The organism is Mycobacterium sp., assembly GCF_044342925.1.
GTDB lineage: Bacteria > Actinomycetota > Actinomycetes > Mycobacteriales > Mycobacteriaceae > Mycobacterium.
Genome location: NZ_JBIIOV010000012.1, coordinates 1 through 21,658 on the forward strand (window position 1 = coordinate 1; position 21,658 = coordinate 21,658).

Annotated in this window: 22 protein-coding genes; 12 read left to right on the forward strand and 10 right to left on the reverse strand. The window is 68.4% G+C overall.

Annotated elements, in window-relative coordinates:
- The coding region (locus ADBZ6I_RS02570; RefSeq protein WP_526380555.1) for a TCP-1/cpn60 chaperonin family protein at positions 1–330 on the reverse strand (330 nt) is incomplete at its 3' end.
- Positions 331–597: 267 nt separating this feature from the next.
- Between ADBZ6I_RS02570 and ADBZ6I_RS02575 the strand changes: the two genes are divergently transcribed.
- Positions 598–2,283 (forward strand): DEAD/DEAH box helicase, encoded by a 1,686-nt coding sequence (locus ADBZ6I_RS02575; RefSeq protein ID WP_526380557.1) that lies wholly within the window; start codon positions 598–600, stop codon positions 2,281–2,283.
- 4 nt (positions 2,284–2,287) lie between these two features.
- Here the strand turns inward: ADBZ6I_RS02575 and ADBZ6I_RS02580 are convergent, their stop codons facing one another.
- A complete protein-coding gene (locus tag ADBZ6I_RS02580) occupies positions 2,288–3,085 on the reverse strand; it encodes an HAD-IIA family hydrolase (protein ID WP_526380559.1) in 798 nt (265 codons plus the stop codon).
- A 69-nt stretch (positions 3,086–3,154) separates the two neighbouring features.
- Between ADBZ6I_RS02580 and ADBZ6I_RS02585 the strand changes: the two genes are divergently transcribed.
- The 5 genes from ADBZ6I_RS02585 to ADBZ6I_RS02605 are packed head-to-tail and all read left to right on the forward strand — an operon-like array spanning position 3,155 to position 9,078.
- Positions 3,155–4,069: an SDR family oxidoreductase gene (locus ADBZ6I_RS02585; RefSeq protein WP_526380561.1), complete on the forward strand. Its 915-nt coding sequence runs from the start codon at positions 3,155–3,157 to the stop codon at positions 4,067–4,069.
- A gap of 6 nt (positions 4,070–4,075) precedes the next feature.
- Positions 4,076–5,278, forward strand: coding sequence for a molybdopterin molybdotransferase MoeA (gene moeA / locus ADBZ6I_RS02590; RefSeq protein WP_526380563.1), 1,203 nt, complete (start codon positions 4,076–4,078; stop codon positions 5,276–5,278).
- A gap of 30 nt (positions 5,279–5,308) precedes the next feature.
- A complete protein-coding gene (locus tag ADBZ6I_RS02595; RefSeq protein WP_526380565.1) occupies positions 5,309–6,013 on the forward strand; it encodes a phosphatidylserine decarboxylase in 705 nt (234 codons plus the stop codon).
- The gene (gene pssA, locus ADBZ6I_RS02600; protein ID WP_526380567.1) at positions 6,010–6,879 is read left to right on the forward strand and encodes a CDP-diacylglycerol--serine O-phosphatidyltransferase; all 870 of its coding nucleotides are present in this window, start codon (positions 6,010–6,012) and stop codon (positions 6,877–6,879) included. The genes ADBZ6I_RS02595 and pssA overlap by 4 nt, the downstream gene beginning before the upstream one ends.
- The gene (locus tag ADBZ6I_RS02605) at positions 6,880–9,078 is read left to right on the forward strand and encodes an AAA family ATPase (protein WP_526380569.1); all 2,199 of its coding nucleotides are present in this window, start codon (positions 6,880–6,882) and stop codon (positions 9,076–9,078) included.
- A gap of 18 nt (positions 9,079–9,096) precedes the next feature.
- On the opposite strand, the gene ADBZ6I_RS02610 is transcribed toward ADBZ6I_RS02605, so the two are convergent.
- The 6 genes from ADBZ6I_RS02610 to napA are packed head-to-tail and all read right to left on the reverse strand — an operon-like array spanning position 9,097 to position 12,808.
- On the reverse strand, positions 9,097–9,717 hold the full coding sequence (locus ADBZ6I_RS02610) for an LON peptidase substrate-binding domain-containing protein (RefSeq protein ID WP_526380611.1): 621 nt from the start codon (positions 9,715–9,717) through the stop codon (positions 9,097–9,099).
- 36 nt (positions 9,718–9,753) lie between these two features.
- Positions 9,754–10,077 (reverse strand): hypothetical protein, encoded by a 324-nt coding sequence (locus tag ADBZ6I_RS02615; protein ID WP_526380571.1) that lies wholly within the window; start codon positions 10,075–10,077, stop codon positions 9,754–9,756.
- Positions 10,078–10,086: 9 nt separating this feature from the next.
- A complete protein-coding gene (locus ADBZ6I_RS02620) occupies positions 10,087–11,205 on the reverse strand; it encodes a glutamate--cysteine ligase (RefSeq protein ID WP_526380573.1) in 1,119 nt (372 codons plus the stop codon).
- Positions 11,206–11,252: 47 nt separating this feature from the next.
- The gene (gene sodC / locus ADBZ6I_RS02625) at positions 11,253–11,987 is read right to left on the reverse strand and encodes a superoxide dismutase[Cu-Zn] (RefSeq protein ID WP_526380575.1); all 735 of its coding nucleotides are present in this window, start codon (positions 11,985–11,987) and stop codon (positions 11,253–11,255) included.
- A 10-nt stretch (positions 11,988–11,997) separates the two neighbouring features.
- Positions 11,998–12,447 (reverse strand): LytR C-terminal domain-containing protein, encoded by a 450-nt coding sequence (locus tag ADBZ6I_RS02630; RefSeq protein WP_526380577.1) that lies wholly within the window; start codon positions 12,445–12,447, stop codon positions 11,998–12,000.
- Between the two features lie 52 nt (positions 12,448–12,499).
- Complete coding sequence (napA, locus tag ADBZ6I_RS02635) at positions 12,500–12,808, reverse strand: nucleoid-associated protein NapA (protein ID WP_526380579.1); 309 nt, start codon at positions 12,806–12,808, stop codon at positions 12,500–12,502.
- Between the two features lie 137 nt (positions 12,809–12,945).
- Between napA and ADBZ6I_RS02640 the strand changes: the two genes are divergently transcribed.
- Positions 12,946–13,539 carry a peptide deformylase gene (locus tag ADBZ6I_RS02640; protein WP_526380581.1) on the forward strand — a complete coding sequence of 198 codons (594 nt, stop codon included), beginning with the start codon at positions 12,946–12,948 and terminating at the stop codon, positions 13,537–13,539.
- Between the two features lie 30 nt (positions 13,540–13,569).
- On the forward strand, positions 13,570–14,364 hold the full coding sequence (locus ADBZ6I_RS02645; RefSeq protein WP_526380613.1) for an exodeoxyribonuclease III: 795 nt from the start codon (positions 13,570–13,572) through the stop codon (positions 14,362–14,364).
- Here ADBZ6I_RS02645 and ADBZ6I_RS02650 read toward each other — a convergent pair.
- Positions 14,361–15,302 carry an NAD(P)/FAD-dependent oxidoreductase gene (locus ADBZ6I_RS02650; RefSeq protein WP_526380583.1) on the reverse strand — a complete coding sequence of 314 codons (942 nt, stop codon included), beginning with the start codon at positions 15,300–15,302 and terminating at the stop codon, positions 14,361–14,363. The two genes, ADBZ6I_RS02645 and ADBZ6I_RS02650, sit on opposite strands and share 4 nt — an antisense overlap.
- Before the next feature lie 204 nt (positions 15,303–15,506).
- Between ADBZ6I_RS02650 and thiD the strand changes: the two genes are divergently transcribed.
- The 4 genes from thiD to ADBZ6I_RS02670 all read left to right on the forward strand — a co-directional run bounded on the left by thiD (position 15,507) and on the right by ADBZ6I_RS02670 (position 20,006).
- Positions 15,507–16,346: a bifunctional hydroxymethylpyrimidine kinase/phosphomethylpyrimidine kinase gene (gene thiD, locus ADBZ6I_RS02655; RefSeq protein ID WP_526380585.1), complete on the forward strand. Its 840-nt coding sequence runs from the start codon at positions 15,507–15,509 to the stop codon at positions 16,344–16,346.
- Positions 16,347–16,528: 182 nt separating this feature from the next.
- Positions 16,529–17,164, forward strand: a complete 636-nt coding sequence (locus ADBZ6I_RS02660; protein WP_526380587.1) for an alpha/beta hydrolase family protein — start codon at positions 16,529–16,531, stop codon at positions 17,162–17,164.
- Positions 17,165–17,183: 19 nt separating this feature from the next.
- Complete coding sequence (locus ADBZ6I_RS02665) at positions 17,184–18,677, forward strand: flavin-containing monooxygenase (RefSeq protein WP_526380589.1); 1,494 nt, start codon at positions 17,184–17,186, stop codon at positions 18,675–18,677.
- A gap of 105 nt (positions 18,678–18,782) precedes the next feature.
- The gene (locus tag ADBZ6I_RS02670) at positions 18,783–20,006 is read left to right on the forward strand and encodes an amino acid permease (RefSeq protein ID WP_526380591.1); all 1,224 of its coding nucleotides are present in this window, start codon (positions 18,783–18,785) and stop codon (positions 20,004–20,006) included.
- Here ADBZ6I_RS02670 and sulP read toward each other — a convergent pair.
- Positions 19,982–21,652, reverse strand: coding sequence for a sulfate permease (sulP, locus tag ADBZ6I_RS02675; protein WP_526380593.1), 1,671 nt, complete (start codon positions 21,650–21,652; stop codon positions 19,982–19,984). The two genes, ADBZ6I_RS02670 and sulP, sit on opposite strands and share 25 nt — an antisense overlap.
- Between the last annotated feature and the right edge of the window lie 6 nt (positions 21,653–21,658).

Genomic DNA, 21,658 nt, shown 5'->3' on the forward strand with positions numbered 1-21,658 from the left:
GGCGCCGGCGGCCACGTTGCGCAGACCTTCGCGGACCAGAGCCTGGGCCAGGACGGTTGCGGTGGTGGTGCCGTCGCCGGCGACGTCGTCGGTCTTCTTGGCGACTTCCTTGACCAGCTCGGCGCCGATCTTCTCGTACGGGTCCTCGAGCTCGATCTCCTTGGCGATGGACACACCATCGTTGGTAATCGTGGGGGCGCCCCACTTCTTCTCCAGGACGACGTTGCGGCCCTTGGGGCCGAGTGTGACCTTGACCGCGTCGGCGAGGGCGTTGAGGCCCCGCTCGAGGCCGCGGCGGGCCTCTTCGTCGTACGCAATAATCTTGGACATTGCGGTGTGAATCCTCCGGTTGGGGAATGACACGTTCTCGGTCGGACGCAGTGCCCGCGACGGACGACTCCAGCTGTCAGGGCTTGAAGTCTCACCGTCCCGACCTAGCACTCACCGGTCGTGAGTGCCAACGTCATTTTTAGCACTCGGTCATGCCGAGTGCAAGAAGAGTTCGCCCGGGGCGGACGCGCGGAATCGTTCACCCGCACGAATCGTTGCGGCCCTCCGCCGTGCATTAAAGTCGCTTCGGTCGGAAGGGAGGCCTGGGTGCGGGCAGTCGAGGCGCCCGGGTCATTGCGGGGCTGGCAACGGCGTGCGCTGGTCAAATACCTTGCCGCCAAACCACGAGACTTCCTTGCGGTCGCAACCCCTGGCGCCGGAAAGACGACGTTTGCGCTGCGTATCGTCGCCGAACTGCTGGCCGAAGGCACCGTCGAGACGGTCACGATCGTTGTCCCCACCGAACATCTGAAGATTCAGTGGGCGCAGGCCGCCGCCCGGGTCGGCATAGCGCTGGACCCCAGGTTCTCCAACTCCAACTCCCAGACATCCGACGACTACCACGGCGTCGTGGTGACCTACGCCCAGGTGGCCAGCCATCCGACCCGGCACCGGGTGCGCACCGAGAACCGCAAGACCCTCGTCGTCTTCGACGAGATCCACCACGGTGGCGACGCCAAGACCTGGGGGGACGCCATCCGGGAGGCCTTTGATGATGCAACGCGACGCCTCGCATTAACCGGAACCCCGTTCCGCAGCGACGACAGCGCCATCCCCTTCGTCACCTACGAAATGGGACCGGACGGCTTCGCCCGATCCAAAGCCGACCACACCTACGGCTACTCCGACGCACTCACCGACGGGGTGGTCCGGCCGGTGCTGTTCATGGCCTATTCCGGCGAGGCACGGTGGCGCGACAGCGTGGGCGAGGAACACGCGGCCCGCCTAGGCGAACCATTGACCGCCGAGCAGACCGCGCGCGCCTGGAAAACCGCGCTGAACCCGGCCGGCGATTGGATGCCCGCGGTGATCGCCGCTGCCGACACCCGCTTGCGTGGCCTGCGTCAGCACGTGCCCGACGCCGGGGGCATGATCATCGCCTCCGACCAGACCGCCGCGCGCGCGTACGCCAAACTTCTTGAGAAGATCACCGGCGAGACGCCCACCGTGGTGTTGTCCGACGACAACGGCGCCTCGGACCGGATCGCCGCGTTCGGCGAGGACACCTCGCGATGGCTGGTAGCCGTGCGGATGGTGTCTGAGGGTGTCGACGTACCCCGGCTTGCGGTCGGCGTCTATGCCACCAGCGCTTCGACGCCGCTGTTCTTCGCCCAAGCCATCGGCCGGTTCGTCCGCTCCCGCCGCCCGGGTGAGACCGCCTGCATCTTCTTGCCATCGGTACCCAATCTGCTCTTGCTCGCCAGCGAGATGGAGGCGCAACGCAATCACGTTCTGGGCAAGCCGCACCGGGAGCTGCTGGAGGATCCGCTGGATGCCGAGTTGGCCGCGCAGAAGCGCGACGAACCGGGCGACCAGGAGCAGAAGATCGAATACCTAGGCGCCGACGCCGAATTGGACCAGGTGATCTTCGACGGCGCGTCGTTCGGCACCGCCACTCCGGCGGGCAGCGACGAAGAGGCCGACTACCTCGGTATCCCGGGCCTGCTGGAGCCCGACCAGATGCGCGACCTGCTGCGCCGCCGGCAGGAGGAGCAGCTGGCCACCCGCACCGCCGCCGGTGTCGACGCGGCGCCCCGAACCACGCACGGGCGACTGCGCGAACTGCGCCGGGAGCTCAACGCGCTGGTCGCCGCGACGCACCATCGGACCGGGCGGACTCACGGCTGGATCCACAACGAACTGCGCCGGATCTGCGGCGGTCCCCCGGTGGCCGCGGCCAACGCCGACCAGTTGCAGGCGCGGATCGAGGCCGTCCGCTCGCTACCGACTTAGGCCGTCAGGAGAGCAAGGCGGGCAGATCGGCCACCGAGTCGATGACGTAGTTGGGCTGCATGGCGAATTCGTCTGCGGCCCAACGGTCCAGCAGGTCCTGACGGAATTTCCCGGTACGCACCAGCACGCCGGTCATGCCGACCACCTGGGCGGCCAGGACATCGTTGTGCAGGTCGTCACCGATCATGAACATCTCGTCAGGGTCGACACCGAGCCGGGCGGCGGCCACCTGGAAACCGGCCGGGGCCGGCTTGCCGACCGCGATCGCCTTGCGACCGGACGCCTCCTCCAGTCCGATCAGGTACAACCCGGTGTCCACCCGCAGGCCGTCGGTGGTCTGCCAGGCGGTGCTGCGGTGCATGGCGACCACGGGCACGTCGCGCGTCATCCACTCAAAGACCCGGCTCAATGTCAGATGGCTGAACTCCGGGCCGGCGCCGCCAAGGATCACCACGTCGGGGGCGTCCCGCACGTCGTCGATGTCGACGATGTCCACTCCCGGCATGTCCTCGGTGACGTCGCCGTTGTTGACCAGCACGCAGTGCGCCCCCGGGTAGTGGGACCGCACATAATCGGCGGTCAGCACGGCTGCGGTGATGACCTCGTCGGGACGTACGGGCATCCCGGCCGATGCCATCGCCTCGGCGATCTCGGCGCGGGTGCGGGTGGTGGTATTGGTCAGATACGCGCAGGCGATCTGGCGGTCCGCCAGCAACCTCAGCGCCTCGGGAGCACCGGGAATCGCCTGCCAAGAGGTGACCAACACACCGTCGATATCGAAGAGCACTCCGCCGACAGCCATGCACGTGAGGGTAGGCCCAACAGTCTCGCTCCTCCACCGCGCGGACGCGCGCCCCGTATCTTCTAAGGCATGGCATGGACTGAGAAAGACGTTCCGGATCAGAGCGACCGGCTGGCGATCGTCACCGGCTCGAACACCGGCCTGGGCTACGACACCGCCCGGGTGCTGGCGGCCCGGGGTGCGCAGGTGGTGATGGCGGTCCGCGACACCGCCAAAGGTGAGTCCGCAGCGGCTCGGATCCGTCAGTTGACGCCCGGCGCCAAGGTCAGTGTGCAGAAACTCGACCTGGGTTCGCTGGCGTCGGTGCGCGAAGCCGCCGCCGCGATGGCCGCGGCGTATCCGCGCGTCGACTTGCTGATCAACAACGCCGGCGTGATGTACCCGCCGAAGTCGAGGACCGCCGACGGCTTTGAATTGCAGTTCGGCACAAACCATCTCGGCCACTTCGCGCTCACCGGCCTGCTGCTGCCCAACCTGCTCGAGGTGGACCGGTCCCGGGTCGTCGTGGTGGCCAGCATCGCCCACAACATCAGGGCGAAGATCGATTTCGACGACCTTCAGTGGGAGAAACGCAGGTACGACCGGGCCGCCGCCTACGGCCAGTCCAAGCTCGCCAACCTGATGTTCGCCTTCGACCTGCAGCGGCGACTGGCCGCCGCGAACGCGAAAACCGTTGCGGTCGCAGCCCATCCGGGTGTCGCCGCGACTGAGCTGGCCCGGCACATCCCCGGCGCGAGCCTACCCGGGGTGAACTGGATCTCCGGCAAGCTGCTCAACACCGCCGAAATGGGCGCCCTGCCCACCCTGCGGGCGGCCACCGACCCGGCGGTCACGGGTGGCCAGTACTGGGGTCCGGACGGGTTCCGGGAAATGCGCGGCTACCCGGTCTTGGCGATATCGAGCAAGCAGGCCCGCGACGTCGCGCTGCAGGAGCGGCTGTGGAAGGTGTCCGAGGAGCTGACCGGCGTCACCTACCCGGTGTAGCGGGAGATGCGCAGCGTCGAGGAACATCAGCGCGTCGTCGCCGAACTGATCCGGGCCCGGCCGCCGGTGACCGTCGCGCCGGCCGACGCCCTCGGCCTGGTGCTGGCCGATGACGTCACGGCCAGGATGTCGCTACCGGTGTTCGACAACTCCGCCATGGACGGCTACGCCGTGCGCGCCGACGATGTCGCCGGCGCTGACACGCATAAACCGGTGACTCTGCCGGTGGCCCAGGACATTCCGGCCGGGCGCACCGACCGGCTGACACTGTCGCCCGGGACCGCGCACCGGATCATGACCGGTGCGCCACTGCCCGACGGAGCGACGGCGGTGGTGCCGGTAGAGCTCACCGACGCCGGCCTGCGCACCGTCGAGATCCGCTCACAGGCCCGGCCCGGCCAGCACATCCGCCGGGCCGGCGAGGATGTCACCGCCGGAACCACCGTGCTGCAGGCCGGACAGGTGATCACCCCCGCAGCGCTGGGACTGGCCGCCGCATTGGGGCTGGCCGCCCTGAACGTCATCCCCCGCCAGCGGGTGCTGGTGATGTCGACCGGCTCAGAGTTGGTACCGCCCGGGTCGGACCTGCAGCCGGGGCAGATCTACGAGTCCAACGGCGTCATGCTCGCCGCCGCGGTGCGCGATGCCGGCGCCGAGTTAGCGGGAGTGCTGACCTGCGGTGACGACGTCGGGCAGTTCCGCGCGCTGCTCGACGGGTACGCCGGGGACTGCGATCTGGTGATCACCACCGGCGGGGTCAGCGCCGGCGCCTACGAGGTGGTCAAGGACGCCTTTCCCGACGATGGGGTCGAATTCGTCAAAGTGGCGATGCAGCCGGGGATGCCGCAGGGCGCCGGCAGGCTGCCGGACGGCCGGGCGATCGTGACGCTGCCCGGCAATCCGGTCAGCGCGCTGGTCTCCTTCGAGGTGTTTCTCCGCCCGGTGCTCCGGGCGGCGATGGGCATGCCCGAGCCGCAGCGGCCGCGCCACAGCGCGGTGCTGGCCGAGGCGATCACGTCGCCGCCGGGAAAGCGGCAGTTCCGTCGCGGGGTTTATGACGCCGACGCCGGCACCGTGACCAGTTACGGACCGCCGGCCTCCCATCATCTGCGCTGGCTGGCGACGGCCAACTGCCTGCTCGATATCGGTGCGGACGTCACGTCGATCGGTGCCGGCGATCAGGTGAGCATCTGGGACTTGTCCCCGTAGACCACCGGGTGGCCAACTAGACTGACCTCGATGGCCAGACGCCCCGATACCGAACTGCAGTCCGGCCCGCAGCGGCTGGCTGCTCTCGTCCGCACCTCGGTTCCGCCCGTGCACCACGCCGGATTCCCGTTCATCGCCGCCGGTGTGGCGGCGGCGGCGCTCGGCCGCAATCGCCCCTGGTTGCGCTCGGTGGGCCTGGCTGCCGCCGCGGCGAACGCCGGGTTCTTCCGGCACCCGACCCGCACACCACCCACCAAGCCCGGCTTGGTGGTCTCCCCCGCCGACGGGCTGGTCTGCCTCATCGAGGACGCGGCGCCACCGGCGGAACTGGGTCTCGGCACCACACCCGTCCCGCGGATCAGCGTCTTCCTGTCCTTGTTCGACGCTCATGTGCAACGCATCCCGGTCGGCGGCGAGGTGGTCGCCGTGGCGCACCGTCCGGGGAGTTTCCATTCCGCCGAATTGGCGGCGGCCAGTGAGGACAATGAGCGCAACAGCGTTCTGATCCGCACGCCGGAAGGACATGACGTCGTGGTCGTACAGATCGCCGGGCTGATCGCGCGCCGCATTGTCTGCGATCTGCACGGCGGCGAGCGCGTCACCATCGGTGACACCTATGGGTTGATCCGGTACGGCTCCCGACTGGACACCTACCTGCCGGCGGGCTCGGAGATCATCATCGAAACCGGCCAGCGCGCCCTGGCCGGCGAGACGGTGCTGGCGCGGTTGCCATGATCAAACCCCGGCCGCGGGTCAACCCGCTCAATCGGCGGATTCTGCCGAGCGCCATGACGGTGCTGGCGATCTGCCTAGGCATGACGTCGGTCAAGTTCGCCCTCGACAACCGCCCCACCGAAGCCATGGCGCTGCTGGCCGCGGCCGCCATCCTCGACGCGCTCGACGGCCGGGTCGCCCGGCAGCTCAACGCCACCTCGCGGATGGGCGAGGAGATCGACTCACTGGCCGACGCGGTGAATTTCGGTGTGGCACCGGCGTTCATCGTCTACGCGACGTTGCTCTCGCACAACCGGGTCGGGTGGATCGTCGTGCTGCTGTATGCGGTGTGCATCGTGCTGCGCCTGGCTCGCTTCAACGCCCTGCTGGACGCCGACGTCCCGGCCTACGCCAAGGAGTACTTCGTCGGCATGCCGGCCCCGGCCGGCGCGATCGGCGCCATCGGTCCGCTGGCTGCCAAGATGCAGTTCCCGGGACCGTGGTGGTCGACCGAGAGTGCCGAGATCGTGGTGATCATTTGGATGGTGGCGGTGTCGCTGCTGGTGGTCAGCCGCATCCCGATGCGAAAGATCCACACCTTCAAGGTTTCCCCGAACATGGCCGCGCCACTGCTGGCCGGTGTGGCGATCGTCGCCGCGGGGTCGTTGATCTTCCCGTACCTGCTGATCCTGCTCATCATCGCCGCGTACGTGATCCACATCCCGTTCGCGGTGCGCACCCAGCGCTGGACCGCGGATCACCCGGAGACCTGGGAGGACACCTCGCGGCAGCGCCGCGCCGTTCGGCGGGCCACCCGACGCGCCCAGCAACCGCACCAGCGATCGGGATCGGCGGCACGGCTGGGCCTACGAAAGCCTGGAGGCTGAGTGACGCAAGCCTTTTCCGATCCGAAGGGCCCGACCACCGGCTTGACGCTCACTGCGCGGCTGAACACCGCCGCTCTGGACAGTCGCCGGGGCGTGGTGCGGTTGCATCCGGAGGCCATCGCCGCGCTGGGACTTCGCGAATGGGATGCGGTGTCGCTGGTGGGTTCCCGCACCACCTCGGCCGTCGTCGGGGTGGCCCCGCCGGGGACTCCGGCCGGCACCGCGTTGCTCGACGACGTGACGCTGTCCAATGCCGGACTGCGCGAGGACGCCACCGTGGTGGTGTCGCCGGCGACGGTCTTCGGCGCCCGTTCGGTGACGCTGAGCGGTTCGACGCTGGCCACCCGGTCGGTGTCCTCGACCACGCTGCGCCAGGCGCTGCTCGGCAAGGTGCTCACCGTGGGCGACACCGTCTCCCTGCTCCCCCGCGATCTGGGCCCGGGAACCTCCACCTCGCAGGCCAGTGCGGCGCTGGCCACCTCGGTGGGCATCACCTGGACCTCCGAACTGCTGACCGTCACCGGCACCGACCCGGCCGGACCTGTTTCCGTGCAACCGAATTCCTCGGTGACATGGGGCACCGGCGGTCCCGCCACCACCGGTTCCACACCGACGGTGAGCCAGCCCGTCGAGTGGCCCGACGAGCCCGCGGTGACCATCGACGACCTCAAAGGTCAGCACGTCCAGGCCGGCCGGCTGTCGGAGTGGCTCAAACTGGCTCTCGACCAGCCCGAACTGCTGGAAAAGCTTGGCGCCAAACCGAATCTGGGTGTGCTCATCACCGGCCCGGCCGGGGTGGGCAAGGCCCGCCTGGTGCGTGCGGTGTGCGCCGGACGCCGCCTGGTGCGCCTCGACGGCCCGGACACCGGGGCGCTGGCGGCACCCGAACGCCAACAGGCCGTCGCCCGGGCGGTGGCCGACGTGATCAACGGCGGCGGGGTGCTGTTGGTCACCGATATCGACGCATTGCTGCCCGAACCGCCCGAACCCGTCGCGACGATGATCCTGGCCGAGCTGCGCAAGGCGGTGGCTTCCCCGGGGGTGGCCCTGATCGTCACCTCCCAGCAGCCCGAGTCGCTGGACCATCGGCTGCGCGCCCCGGACCTCTGCGACCGGGAACTGGGTTTGAGCCTGCCCGACGGCGCCACCCGCAAGGCACTGCTGGAAGTACTGCTGCGCGACGTGCCCGCCGAAGATCTCGCACTCGATGCAATCGCCGACCGGACACCGGGATTCGTCCGCGCCGACCTGGCCGCACTGGTACGGGAGGCCGCTCTGCGGGCCGCGGCCCGGGCCAGTGACGACGGCAAGCCGCCGGTGCTCACCCAGGAGGACCTCGCCGGTGCACTCAGCGTCATCCGGCCGCTGTCGCGGTCCAACACCGAAGAGCTTTCGGTCGGCTCGGTGACACTCGACGACGTCGGCGACATGGTCACCACCAAACAGGCGCTCACCGAGGCGGTGCTGTGGCCGCTGCAGCATCCGGACACCTTCGCCCGGCTCGGGGTGGATCCGCCACGGGGCGTGCTGCTCTACGGGCCGCCCGGTGTCGGCAAGACATTCGTGGTGCGGGCGCTGGCCAGTTCCGGCCGACTCAGTGTGCACGCGGTCAAGGGTGCCGAGCTGATGGACAAATGGGTCGGGTCCTCGGAAAAGGCCGTGCGCGAACTCTTCCGCCGGGCAAGGGATTCCGCGCCCTCACTGATCTTCCTCGATGAGATCGACGCGTTGGCGCCGCGGCGCGGCCAGAGCCACGACTCCGGTGTCACCGACCGGGTGGTGGCCGCCCTGCTGACTGAAATGGACGGCATCGAACCACTGCGCGACGTGGTCGTGCTGGGCGCCACCAACCGCCCGGAGCTGATCGATCCGGCCTTGCTGCGGCCGGGACGGCTGGAGCGGCTGGTGTTCGTGGAGCCGCCCGACGCCGACGCCCGCTACGAGATCCTCAAGACCGCAGCCAAGTCGGTGCCACTGAGCAAAGGGGTCGATCTCAAAGCCGTCGCCGCCGAACTGAAGGGGTACAGCGCCGCGGATTGTGTTGCGCTGCTGCGAGAATCTGCACTGACCGCGATGCGCCGATCCATCGACGCCGCCGACGTCACCGCCGAGGACCTCGCCAAGGCCCGCGAAACGGTGCGGCCGTCGCTGGATGCCGCGCAGATCGAGTCGTTGCGGGACTTCGCCGCTGATCGCTGAGGACCCGTGGTGCCCTGACTATTCCTCGGAGAGCTGGAACTCCACCATCGCCGCGACGGTGTCGATCGCGTCGGTCAGGGCATTGACCCGCTCAGCAAGCGTCGGCGCAGCCAGCACGGCGTAGCGGTCGGCCTGCCCCATCGGCACCTTCCCGGCCAGGGCGTAGAGATGCCGGGCCGGGTCGTCGGCGACCTCGGGGCTCACGGCCAGCGCGTCGGGCGGCAGTTCCAGCCCGCGGGCTTCGGCCACCCGGTGATACAGCGCGAGAATGCGGTCCACGACTTCGCCGAGCCGCTCCGGACCGACCGGCGGACCGGGCTGGTCCGGCCAGACTTCCACGATGGCGCGGGGGTAGGGGTCGTCAGGCAGCCACTGCGTCACGCGGATGCGCTCACCGACCGTCGCCAGCAATTCATACTGGCCCATCCCCAGGTCGGCGTGGTCGGTGATGCGTGCCAGCGCACCGACATCGCTGCGGGCGTCGCCCCCGCCGACCTCCCAGCCCCGGCTGATCATCACCACACCGAAAGCCGGCTCGGGTCCGGCCAGACAGTCTTGCACCAGGCGGGCGTAGCGCGGCTCGAAGATGCGCAGCGGCAGCGTATCTCCGGGCAACAACGCCGACTGCAGCGGAAACATCGGACGATCGGTGCCGGTCATGGGGGCGTCCACGGCTTACCTCGCAGCTCCCTTAAGAACGTCGCGCACCACTGCGGCGGGTTTGACGAACGTGCACAGCGCCGCCGCCAGGTCGACCCAGGCGTCGGGATTCAGTGCGACAAGCCGGTTTCCGTCCTCACCGATGGCGACGATCACCGTCCGGCGATCCGCGTTTCCCATGGTGACGTACTGCCCGCACGTGGTTTCCAGCACCGCGGTACCCGCGCCGATCCCGGCCTGCCCGGGAGTGGCCATCGGGGTGCCCTCGATCGCTCTGCTGCATCCGCCCGACACCAGCGCCACCAGCGCCAGTGCCACGGCCGTTCGGCGCCGAGTCACGGTGTCTCCTTACACATCGAGTTCACCGACCAGTGCGTCCACCACCGCGCGCAGATCACCGTCATGCTCCTCGGCGACCCGGCGCTGCCGCTGGTACGAGGCGCCCTGGCGGGGGATCTCGGTAACGGCGGCCAACTCGTCGGCGCAGTGCAGCGAGCGGGCCACCGGCTCCAACCGGTTCAGCAGTTCGTCGAGGTCCTCGGTGACCAACCGTTCGTTGCTGTCGGCGTCGAGGATGATGATCGCGTCGAGGCCGTAGCGGGCGGCCCGCCATTTGTTCTCCTGGACATGCCACGGCGGCATCACCGGCAACTCCTCGCCGGCCTCCAGCCTACGGTCCAGATCGACGATCAGACAGTGCGTCAACGCCACCAGAGCGGACAGCTCCCGCAGGTTGGAGACGCCGTCGAAGATTCGCACCTCGACGGTGCCCAGATCCGGCGAAGGCCTGATATCCCAGCGGATTTCGTTGACCTGGTCGATGATGCCGGTCTTCTTCTGGTCGTGCACGAACGACTCGAACTGCCGCCACGTCTCGAACTGGAAAGGCAACCCGGCCGTCGGCAACTGCTGGAACATCATCGCGCGGTTGCTGGCGTAGCCGGTGTCCTCGCCGGCCCAGAACGGCGACGAGGCCGACAGCGCCAACAGATGGGGGTACTGATTGAGCAGCGAGGAGATGATCGGCATCACCTTGTGGGCCGATGAGACGCCGACGTGAACGTGCACACCCCAGATCAGCATCTGCCGACCCCACCACTGGGTGCGCTTGATCAGTTCGGCGTAACGCGGTGCGTCGGTGAGCTTCTGGGAAGACCACTCGGCGAACGGATGGGTGCCGGCGCAGAACAGTTCCATTCCGCGGTCGCGGACGACGTCGTCGATGGAGGCCAGCGAGCCGCGCAGATCGACCATCGCCTCGCCGACTGTGTCGCACACACCGGTGACCACCTCAATGGTGTTGCGCAGCAATTCCTTATGGACGTGCGGGTTTTCCCCGATGCCGGCGATCACCGAAGCAGCCTCGTTGCTGAGGTCGCGGGTGTGGGCTTCGACGAGGGCGAATTCCCACTCCACACCCAGGGTCGGGCGCGGTGAGCCCTTGAAGTCGATCCGCCCGGCCGTCACCGTCGGTCCTGTGCGGGAAGCCGGAGCGGATCGCGCATCAGCCGGGCCTACCCGGCGCCGATAACACCACAGGCCACCCGCTTGCCGCTGTCACCGTTGGCCAGGGTGGTTTCGTCCGGTGCTGGAGCGCCGTCCGCCTGGCGGTACCGGTCGCCGGGGATATTGGCGAAGTTGTCCGCGCCGGCATGGATGATGAATGCCGTTCCATCTCCGTCGAGCAGGTCGGCTTTGTCAAATGCGTTGGTGGTGGTGACCAGTAGTGCGGTCCCGTCACCGCGGACCTGCAGCGACGACAGGTCGCCCGCGTGGTTGGGGTGTGCCCCCTGGCCGTAGTGACCGCCGGCGGAGAGGAAATCGCCCGGGGCGCCACCGGTGGGTGCGACCGAGTTGACCTCGCACTTGCCCACGTCGTGAATATGCAGTCCGTGCGCTCCGGGCGTCAGCTTGCCCGGCGCGGTGGTCTGCAGGGTGATTGTGGCGAACTCATCGTTGTCGTTGAATTCGATGGTGGCCGCGGCGACCTGCGTACCGTCCGGACCATTGATCACCGCGGTGAGAGTGTCCGCCGGGGACGCCGGCGGCGCACCCGGTCCGGGTGCTTCGTGGCCGGGCGCGCCGTGGCGCTCGCCGTCGGCCGAAGCCGGCGCGGGGGAACCCGTCCAGATCGCCGGGGTGGTGCCTGGCTGTGTCGCGATGGGCGCATCGGGCGAACAGGCGCTCAGCAGAGCGACCGGAGCGACGAGCAAAGCGGCGAAGGACAACGGGCCGGATGACTTGACCATGGCGCAAAGCCTAACCCGTGACCAACACAATCACGCCCGGCGGCTGTTCGGCGATGTCGGGAATTCGCGCCGCGACCGGCGCCTCAAGCACCTTGCCGACCGCGTCGGCCGCCGCCTGTTCACCCTCAGCGGTGCCGAAGTACACCGTCGTCTCGACCACGTCGGCCGCATTGATCGTGGTCGCCTCGGTGACGTTCCAGCCTGCTTCGCGCAGCCGGTCGGCGGTCCGGGTGGCACCCGCCTCGTCACCGGCGACGCTGTAGACGCGGACGTCGGACTTGGGCGCGGGCGGCCTGGTGGTGGTCGTCGTGGCAGTTACCGCTGAGGTGTCCTCGGAGGCGTCATTTCCCGCGGTCATCGCCTGGAAGCCAACCAGCAGGAAGATCACGCCGAGGAACAACAGCACCATCACCATGGCGCGCAGGGGCAGCCCGGAGGAATCGGGAACGCGCTCGTTCATCGTGATCACTGTATCCGCGGCCGGGTTCGGGTCCGACCCGCGGGCACGCCTTTCAGTGGATTTCGAAGCCCAGTCGTCGTGCGGCGCGGGCCTTCTGCCGGCTGGCCCGCAATCGACGCAGCCGCTTGACCAGCATGGGGTCGGCGGCAAGCGCCTCGGGCCGGTCAACCAGTGCGTTGAGGACCTGGTAGTAGCGAGTGGCCGACATCGAGAAGAGTTCTTTGATGGCTTCTTCCTTTGCGCCAGCGTATTTCCACCATTGGCGCTCGAACGCGAGGACGTCGTACTCGCGACGGCTCAGCCCATCAGGTAATTCCGCGTCGTCAATCGCCCGCTCGGCCCGTGCCGTCGCGCCGTCCATTCGATCCGTGGACCCTTTCAACGAATGACATTTTTGTTGGTTCTAGTCCCGCTCGGGGGCAATTGAATCACGTCCGCGGCAATGGGTCCGGCACCTTCAGGTCCCGCGCGTCGGACCACTCTTTAAGCTTCCTGGTCATGGCAGTCCGACCCATCGTGATCCTCGGCGACCCCGTCCTGCACACACCGACCGCCCCCGTGCCGGTCGGGCCCGACGGCAGCCTGCCGGCGGACCTGACGGAATTGATCACGGACATGTTCGCAACCATGGACGCCGCCCACGGGGTCGGCCTGGCCGCCAATCAGATCGGCGTCGGGCTGCGATTGTTCGTCTACGACTGCGCCGACGAGAAGGGCAGCGCCAATTACCGCCGCGGCGTGGTGATCAATCCAGTACTGGAGACCTCGGAGATTCCCGAGAACATGCCCGATCCGGAGACCGACGACGAAGGGTGTCTGTCAGTGCCCGGCGAGTCGTTCCCGTGCGGGCGGGCGACATGGGCGCGTGTCACCGGATTGGACGCCGACGGCAACCCGGTGACGCTGGAGGGCACCGGGCTGTTCGCCCGGATGTTGCAGCACGAGACCGGGCACCTCGACGGTTTCCTGTACGTCGACACCCTGATCGGCCGACATGCCCGCGCCGCCAAACGGGCGGTGAAGTCGCACAAGTGGGGCGTACCAGGACTGTCGTGGATGCCGGGCGAAGAGCCGGATCCCTTCGGCCACTAGGCCACTGGCATGGGGGCCACTGGCATGGGTCTGCGCATCGGCACCTGGAACGTCAACTCCGTCCGCACCCGGGTGGATCGCGTCGTCGACTGGATGCAGCGCGCCGACATCGACGTACTGGCGATGCAGGAGACCAAGTGCGCCGACGACCAGTTCCCGGCGATGACGTTCCTCGGCGCCGGCTACGAGGTGATGCACTGCGGACATGACCAGTGGAACGGGGTGGCGATCGCCTCCCGCGTCGGGTTCGACGACGTCGAGGTGGGCTTCCCCGGGCAACCGAGCTGGGCCGGCCGGAACGAGGCGCGCGCGCTGGGAGCCACCTGCGCCGGCGTTCGGGTCTGGAGCCTGTATGTGCCCAACGGTCGAGCGGTCGCTGATCCGCACTACCGCTACAAGCTGGAATGGCTTGCCGCTCTTCGTGACTCCGCTCAGTCTTGGGTATCGGCCGACGATCGGGCACAGATCGCCCTGATGGGCGACTGGAACATCGCCCCACGCGACGAGGATGTCTGGAACATGGCGGTGTTTCAGGGCAGCACCCACGTCACCGCACCGGAGCGGGCGGCCTTCGCGGCCATCGAGGAGTCCTTCGCCGACGTGGTTCGCCCGTACACCCCCGGGCCCGACGTCTACACCTACTGGGACTACACCCGGCTGCGGTTCCCGCGCCGCGAGGGGATGCGGATCGATTTCATCCTGGCCTCACCGGCGCTCGCCGACCGGGTGGTGCACGCCGAGATCGCCCGCGACGAACGTAAGACCGGCAAGGACCGGATCGGCTCCCCCAGCGACCACGCGCCGGTGTTCGTCGAAATCCGTTAGACCAGCTCAGCCAGATTCGCCCCGGAGAGCCAGGCGGATTCCACGCGCGGCCCGATCAGCCAATCGCCGCACAGCCCCAGGCGACGTTCCCGGTCCAGGATCGCCCCGGGACCGCCCTGCGCCGACCGGGCGAAGCGCCACAGGTGGCCGGCGGCGGCGATCCGGGCAGGCAACTCCACCCCCAACTCTTCGGACAGCGCGGCGGTGAGGACGGCGGCAACGTCGTCGCGGTCGTCGTCGATGTGGCGTCGCGACCACTCCGGCGTGGCCTGCACGACCCAACTCTCCGGTCCGGTCCGCCCCGGCTTGGCGTTGTTGCGCGCCGCCCAGCCCACGATTCGGTCGTCCGGGCCGCCGACCGGCCAGCAATCATGCTGTACCGCAAAGGGTTCGGCGAACGCCAGCATGACCGTCCAGCATGGCTCACTGACGGCGGCCCCGGCGCGGGCCGCCAGGTCCGGGGCAGCGTCGGCCAGCAGCGCGGCGGCTTGCTCGGCGGGCACCGCGATCACCACCAGGTCGACGTCGTGGACGTCTCCGGTGCCCACTGTGAGCCGCCAGCCGTCGCCGCGCGTCTCCAGCCCGGTGACCAAAGTCGACCAGTGCACCTGGTGGCGGCCGGCCAGGTCGCGGACCGGCGAATTCATTGCGGGGACACCGACATAGGCGTCACTCCCCGCGGCCGGCCAGGACGCCACCACGCCGTCGGCGATCCAGGCGGTCACCTGTGACTCGAAGCCGGGATCGCGCACGGTGAAGTACTGCGCGCCATGGTCGAAGTGCGCCGTGCCCATCGATGTGTCCAGCCGGCGCGTCGACATCCGGCCGCCGGGCCCACGGCCCTTGTCGAACAACACGACGTCGTGACCGCGCCCGGCCAGACCCTGGGCACAGGCAAGTCCGGCGATTCCGGCACCGACGATTCCGACACGCAGCACAGGGGAAAGTTACCCGGCCTCGGATGACAGCTGGCGGGCGTAGCGGCCGGCGTTGAACATCGAGGCGATTACCTGCGTGCATCCCCGCTGCTAGCGTTAGTCCGTCCACAACAGCGGGAGCGCACACCAGGGCGCTGAGAGGACGGCTAACGGGCCGTCGACCGTTCGAACCTGACCGGGTAATGCCGACGTAGGGAGCATGACGTGACCACCTTTCTGCCACTCACTCCGGCCGGGCAGACCCCGGTGCGGGTGCTGACCATCGCCGGGTCGGACTCCGGCGGCGGCGCCGGCCTGCAGGCCGACCTACGCACCTTCGCCCTGCTCGGCGTGCACGGGCTGGCCGCCGTGACAGCGGTGACGGTGCAAAACTCATTGGGCGTCAGGGGCTTTCATGAGATTCCGCTGGACATCATCGCCGGGCAGATCGCGGCCGTCGCCACCGATATCGGGGTTCAGGCCGCCAAGACAGGGATGCTGGCGTCCAGCGAGATCATCGAGACGGTGGCAGAGAGCTGGCGCTCGCTCGGACTGGCCGGCACCACACCGTTCGTCGTCGACCCGGTGTGCGCCTCCATGCACGGCGACTCGTTGCTGCATCCGTCGGCGCTGGAGACCCTGCGCACCGTGCTGTTCCCACTGGCCAGCCTGGTCACGCCGAACCTCGACGAAGTGCGCCTGCTGGTGGACATCGACGTCACCGACGCCGCAAGCCAGCGCGACGCCGCCAGAGCGCTGCACGACCTCGGCCCGCAGTGGGCGTTGGTCAAGGGCGGCCACCTGCGCTCGGCGCCGGACAGCCCGGACCTGCTCTACGACGGCAGCGACTTCCATAGCTTCGACGCCCCTCGCGTCGACACGGTCCACGACCACGGCGCCGGAGACACCCTGGCGGCGGCCATCGCGTGCGCGCTGGCCCACGGATATGCGATGCCCGAAGCGGTGGCCTTCGCCAAGACCTGGGTGACCGAATGCCTGCGCGCGGCATACCCGTTGGGCGGCGGACACGGCCCGGTGTCGGCCCTGTTCCGCCTGCAGGCATGAGCGAGAAGCCGAAGGCGGATCGCGCGTCGACACCGAGCGAGAAGCCGAAGGCGGATCGCGCGTCAACACCGAGCGAGAAGCCGAAGGCGGATCGCGCGTCAACACCGAGCGAGAAGCCGAAGGCGGATCGCGCGTCGACACCGAGCGAGAAGCCGAAGGCGGATCGCGCGTCGATGTCGACCATGACAGCGCTCGATGACGTGCTGGAGAGCATCGCCGGAATCGCGCACGAACCCGACGGCTCCCCGGCGGGGGTGGTGCTGCTCACCCACGGCGCCGGCGGCAGCCGTGAGTCGCCGCTGCTGATCCGCATCTGCGACCAGTGGGCCCGGCAGGGCTGGCTGGCGATCCGCTACAACCTGCCGTTCCGGAGGCGACGCCCGAAGGGACCGCCGTCGGGATCATCCGTCGATCAAGCCGGGGTTGCCGAGGCGATCGCGCTGGCCGGCAGCCTGGGCGCCGGGCCGGTGCTGGCCGGCGGGCATTCCTACGGCGGCCGGATGACGTCGATGGTGGCGGCCGGCCGGCCCGGCACGGTCGCGGGGCTGACGCTGTTCTCCTATCCCCTGCACGCGCCCGGCAAGCCGGAGCGCCTGCGCACCGAACACTTCCCGGCGATCAGCGTGCCGACCGTCTTCACCCATGGAAGCTCCGACCCGTTCGGCTCGATCGCCGAGTTGCGGTCCGCCGCGGCGCTCATCCCGGCGCCGACGGAGATCGTCGAAGTGACCGGCGCCCGCCACGATTTGGGGTCGAAGGTCATCGATGTCCCGACACTGGCCGTCGAAGCGGCGCTGCGCTTTCGACCGTTCCAATGAATCCGGTACCGTCGGTATCATGACCGAGCAGAACTTCGAGGCGATCATCGTCGGGGCCGGTTTCGGCGGGATCGGCGCGGCCATCCAGCTCAAGCGCCTCGGCTTCGACAACATCGTTCTCCTGGACCGGGAGGACGACCTGGGCGGGACCTGGTACGTCAACCACTACCCGGGCCTGACCGTCGACGTCCCCACCACCACCTACTCCTACTTCTTCGAGCCCAACCCGAACTGGTCGCGGTTGTTCTCCACCGGCCCGGAGATCTTGCAGTACGCCAACGACGTGGCCGACAAGTACGACGTCCGGCGGCACATGCGGTTCAACACCACTGTCGAGGGCGCGCGCTGGGACGAGGAGGCCAACCTCTGGCTGGTGGCCCTGGCCGACGGCTCCACCCTGAGCGCCCGGTACCTCATCACCGCCACCGGGTTCCTGTCCCAACCGAAGACCCCGGAGATTCCCGGCATCCACAGCTTCGAGGGCCGGATCGTCCACACCGCGGAATGGGACGACTCCTTCGACGCGGCCGGAAAGCGGATCGGCATCATCGGCACCGGCGCGACCGGCGTGCAGATCATTCCCGAACTGGCCGACAAGGCCGCCGACCTCACGGTGTTCCAGCGCACCGCCATCTGGGTAGTGCCCAAGGTCGACATCCACTTCCCGTCCGTGGCCAAGCGTCTATTCGCCCGCCTGCCGATCGCGCAGCGCGCCATCCGGGTCATCACCGACACCATCTACGAAGGCTTCATCTACGTCGGCCTGCACCACCGCCAGAAGCCGTACCGCCGGCTCAACATCGGCGCCACCGATCTGGCCAAGTTGCTGCGGTTCGCCCAGATCCGGGACCCGGAGTTACGTCGCAAACTCACACCGGATTACGACCTGGGGTGCAAGCGGCCGACGTTCTCCAACAAGTGGTACCGCACCTTCACTAAGCCCAACGTGCATCTGCAGACCAGCGGAATCGACCACATCGAGGTCGACGGCATCGTCGCCAACGATGGCACCAAGACCACCATCGACACCCTGGTGCTGGCTACCGGATTCGACCTGTGGGAGGCGAACTTCCCCGCAATCGAGATCGTCGGCCGCGAAGGACGCAATCTCGGCAAGTGGTGGCGCGACACGAGATTCTCTGCCTACCAGGGTGTTTCGGTCCCGTATTTCCCGAACTATCTGAGCCTGGCCAGCCCGTACGCCTTCCTGGGTTTGAACTTCTTCAACACCATGGAGTACCAGATGCGGCTGATGGAGCGGCTTTTCGGCGAGATCCAGCGGCGCGGGGCCGACACCTTCGAAGTCACCGAGGAAGCCAACTCCCGCTTCCTCGACGCGATGACCGAGCGGATCGGCGACACGGTATTCGTCGCCGGCAATTGCGCGACGTCGAACTCGTACTACTTCAACCCCCAGGGCGAGGCGACGCTGCTCCGCCCGGTGTCAACGAAGTCCGCGATCCGACAGGCCTCAGAATTCCCGCTGACCGACTACGCTTTTTTCGCGGGGTGAGGATGTCAACGCTATCCGGGTCGGGGACTCGGCGGGGCCGGCGCAGGAGTCGAACAAGCTCCTGACGTCGGCCCGCTGCGGTTAGGGCCTCCGTACGATGCCGCCATGAACAGCGCTGACCAAACACCACTGCGGCGACGCCTCGGCACCACCGACGCCGTGGTGATCGGGCTGGGCTCGATGATCGGCGCCGGCGTCTTCGTCGTCTTCGGGCCCGCCGCCGCGGCCGCCGGACCGGGTCTGCTGCTCGCGCTGGCCGTGGCGGCCGTCGTCGCCTACTGCAACGCCACCTCCTCGGCGCGACTGGCCGCGCGGTACCCGCAGTCCGGCGGCACCTACGTCTACGGCCGGGAACGACTCGGTGAGTTCTGGGGCTACCTGGCGGGCTGGAGTTTCGTCGTCGGGAAGATGGCGTCGTGCGCGGCGATGGCCCTGACGGTCGGGCTGTACGTGTGGCCGGCGCACGCCCACGCCGTCGCGGTCGCGGCGGTGGCCGGGCTGACCACGGTGAACTACCGCGGCATCCAGAAGTCGGCGGTGCTGACCCGGGTGATCGTCGCCGTCGTGCTGGCGGTGCTGGCCGGGGCGATCGCCGCGATCGCGCTGAGCGGCCGGGCCGATCTCGGACGGGTCACCCTGATCGGCGGCACACCGGCCGGGATTCTGCAGGCAGCCGGGCTGTTGTTCTTCGCCTTCGCCGGCTACGCGCGTATCGCGACGCTGGGTGAGGAGGTGCGCGACCCGGCGCACACCATTCCGCGGGCGATCCGGCTGGCCCTGGCGGTGACCCTGGCGGTGTACGCCACGCTGGCCGTCACGCTGATGGCGATCCTCGGTCCGGGTCTGAGTACCTCGACCGCACCGCTTGCCGACGCGGTCCGGGCCGCCGGAGCCGGCTGGCTGGAACCGGTGGTCCGGGTCGGCGCGGCGGTGGCCGCACTGGGATCGCTGTTGTCGCTGATCCTCGGTGTCTCGCGCACCGGCCTGGCCATGGCACGCGACGGTCACCTACCGTCGGCGCTGGCCGTGGTGCACCCCCGCTTCGCGGTGCCGCACCGCGCGGAGGTCACGGTCGGCGTCATCGTGGCGGTGGTGGCAGCCCTGGCCGACGTCCGCGCCGCGATCGGGTTCTCCTCGTTCGCAGTCCTGGTCTACTACGCGATCGCCAACGCGTCCGCATGGACGCTGCCGGGTCGCGACCTCATTCCGGTGGTCGGTCTGGCCGGTTGCCTGGTGGTGGCCGCGTGTCTGCCACTGGCCTCGGTGGTCGCCGGGGCAGCGGTGCTCGCCGCCGGAGCGGCGGTCTACACGGTGGCGCGGTTGCGGTAGGCCTCCACCGCGGTGGGCAGCGTCGGGAAGATGTTCTGCTCCCCGATCTTGTCCAGCAGGCCCGCCGCCACGAGCTCGTCGCGAAGATCCACCTTTACTCGGGCCAGACCGAACAGGATGCCGCGTTTCTCCAACTGCTGGCGCAGTTGATCCATCGCATCCAGGCCGGTGAGGTCGACGTCGACGTTGGCTTCGGCGTTGAGGATGAACCACTCCACCTGATGCGGGTGCTTGTCGACGGACTCCACCGCGCGGTCGAGGAAGTCCTCGGCGTTGGCGAAGAACAACGGCGCGTCGTAGCGGTACACCAGCAGCCCGGGCTCGAGCTCGGCATCCTCGTAGTCCTCGATGTCGTGCATGCCGGCGAGGCCGGGCACGAAACCTTGCACGGCGTCATGCGGCCGCGCCACCCGACGCAGCAGGTCGAGGATCGAGATGCCGACCGCGGCGATGACGCCGTAGAGAACACCCAGCAACAGCACCGCGATGACGGTGAGGATCGCGATGAGGAATTCACTGCGGCGGAACCGGTACAGCCGCTTGAACTCGGGGATCTCGATCAGCCGCAGGCCGGCGTAGACGACCAGCGCTCCGAGTGCCGCGACCGGGAACTTCGACAGCAGACCGTGCGCGGTGAGCATGATCACGATCACGCACACCATCGCCACCAGCGAGTACATCTGGGTGCGGGCGCCGACGATAAAGCCCAGCGCAGTGCGGCTGGCGCTGGAGCTGACCGGGAAGCCCTGCGTCAACGATGCACCGATGTTGTAGACGCCCATCGCCCGCAGTTCGGCGTTGCCGTCGATCTTGCTGCCGTCCTTGGTCGCGAAGGAGCGCGCCGTCGCGATGGTGTCGGCGAAACCGACGATCGCGATACCGACGGCTACGGCCGCCAGGTTATTGATGTCGTCAGCGTGCATCTGGATGTGCGAGAGGCCGAACGGCGGCAGACCGCCTTGGACATCGCCGATCACCTTGAGGCCGTACTTGTCCAGACCGAATATTGCGACCGCCGCGGTGGCCATCAGCACGGCGAACAGCGGCCCGGGCAGCTTGGGGATGATCTTGGCGAAGATGAGCAGGACCGCCAGCACAGCCAGGGAGAAAATCAGAGTGGGCGGATGGATCTGATCGCTGACACTGATCAGCGATTTGATCTGAGGGATGACCTCGTCGCCTTTAACCGGTGCACCGGTCAGCTTGCCCAACTGACTGCAGATCATGATCATCGCCAAGCCGGCCATGTAGCCGACCAGCACCGGTTTGGAAAGCAGATCGGCTAGGAATCCCAGCCTGATCGCGCCGGCGAACAGACACACGATGCCGACCATGATCGCCAGGATCGCCGTCATAGACAGGAACACCGCGGGATCGCCACCTGCCAAGGGGGCGATCGCCACACCGGTCATCAGCGCGACAGTCGACTCCGGGCCGGCTGACATCATCCGCGAGGTTCCGAAGATGGCGTAGAGGACCAGTGGCGGAAGCGCGCACCACAGGCCGTTGACCGCGGGAACGCCGGCCAGGGTGGCGTAAGCCATCACCTGGGGAACCAGGTAGGCGGCAACCGTGATGCCACCCATGATGTCTCCGCGCAGTTGCGACCGAGGGTAGTTGCGGAACTGCTTCAGACCCGGTGCCATTGCGTC

Bases quoted from the DNA above. Each gene is read 5' to 3' on its own strand.
- napA (WP_526380579.1), bottom strand. From the start codon at position 12,808: ATGGACGGCGCGACGGCACGGGCCGAGCGGGCGATTGACGACGCGGAA.
- ADBZ6I_RS02640 (WP_526380581.1), top strand. From the start codon at position 12,946: ATGGCAGTCCGACCCATCGTGATCCTCGGCGACCCCGTCCTGCACACA.
- sodC (WP_526380575.1), bottom strand. From the start codon at position 11,987: ATGGTCAAGTCATCCGGCCCGTTGTCCTTCGCCGCTTTGCTCGTCGCT.
- ADBZ6I_RS02580 (WP_526380559.1), bottom strand. From the start codon at position 3,085: ATGGCTGTCGGCGGAGTGCTCTTCGATATCGACGGTGTGTTGGTCACC.
- ADBZ6I_RS02585 (WP_526380561.1), top strand. From the start codon at position 3,155: ATGGCATGGACTGAGAAAGACGTTCCGGATCAGAGCGACCGGCTGGCG.
- ADBZ6I_RS02610 (WP_526380611.1), bottom strand. From the start codon at position 9,717: ATGTTTCCGCTGCAGTCGGCGTTGTTGCCCGGAGATACGCTGCCGCTG.
- ADBZ6I_RS02660 (WP_526380587.1), top strand. From the start codon at position 16,529: ATGACAGCGCTCGATGACGTGCTGGAGAGCATCGCCGGAATCGCGCAC.
- ADBZ6I_RS02670 (WP_526380591.1), top strand. From the start codon at position 18,783: ATGAACAGCGCTGACCAAACACCACTGCGGCGACGCCTCGGCACCACC.
- ADBZ6I_RS02630 (WP_526380577.1), bottom strand. From the start codon at position 12,447: ATGAACGAGCGCGTTCCCGATTCCTCCGGGCTGCCCCTGCGCGCCATG.
- moeA (WP_526380563.1), top strand. From the start codon at position 4,076: ATGCGCAGCGTCGAGGAACATCAGCGCGTCGTCGCCGAACTGATCCGG.
- ADBZ6I_RS02595 (WP_526380565.1), top strand. From the start codon at position 5,309: ATGGCCAGACGCCCCGATACCGAACTGCAGTCCGGCCCGCAGCGGCTG.
- sulP (WP_526380593.1), bottom strand. From the start codon at position 21,652: ATGGCACCGGGTCTGAAGCAGTTCCGCAACTACCCTCGGTCGCAACTG.
- ADBZ6I_RS02665 (WP_526380589.1), top strand. From the start codon at position 17,184: ATGACCGAGCAGAACTTCGAGGCGATCATCGTCGGGGCCGGTTTCGGC.
- pssA (WP_526380567.1), top strand. From the start codon at position 6,010: ATGATCAAACCCCGGCCGCGGGTCAACCCGCTCAATCGGCGGATTCTG.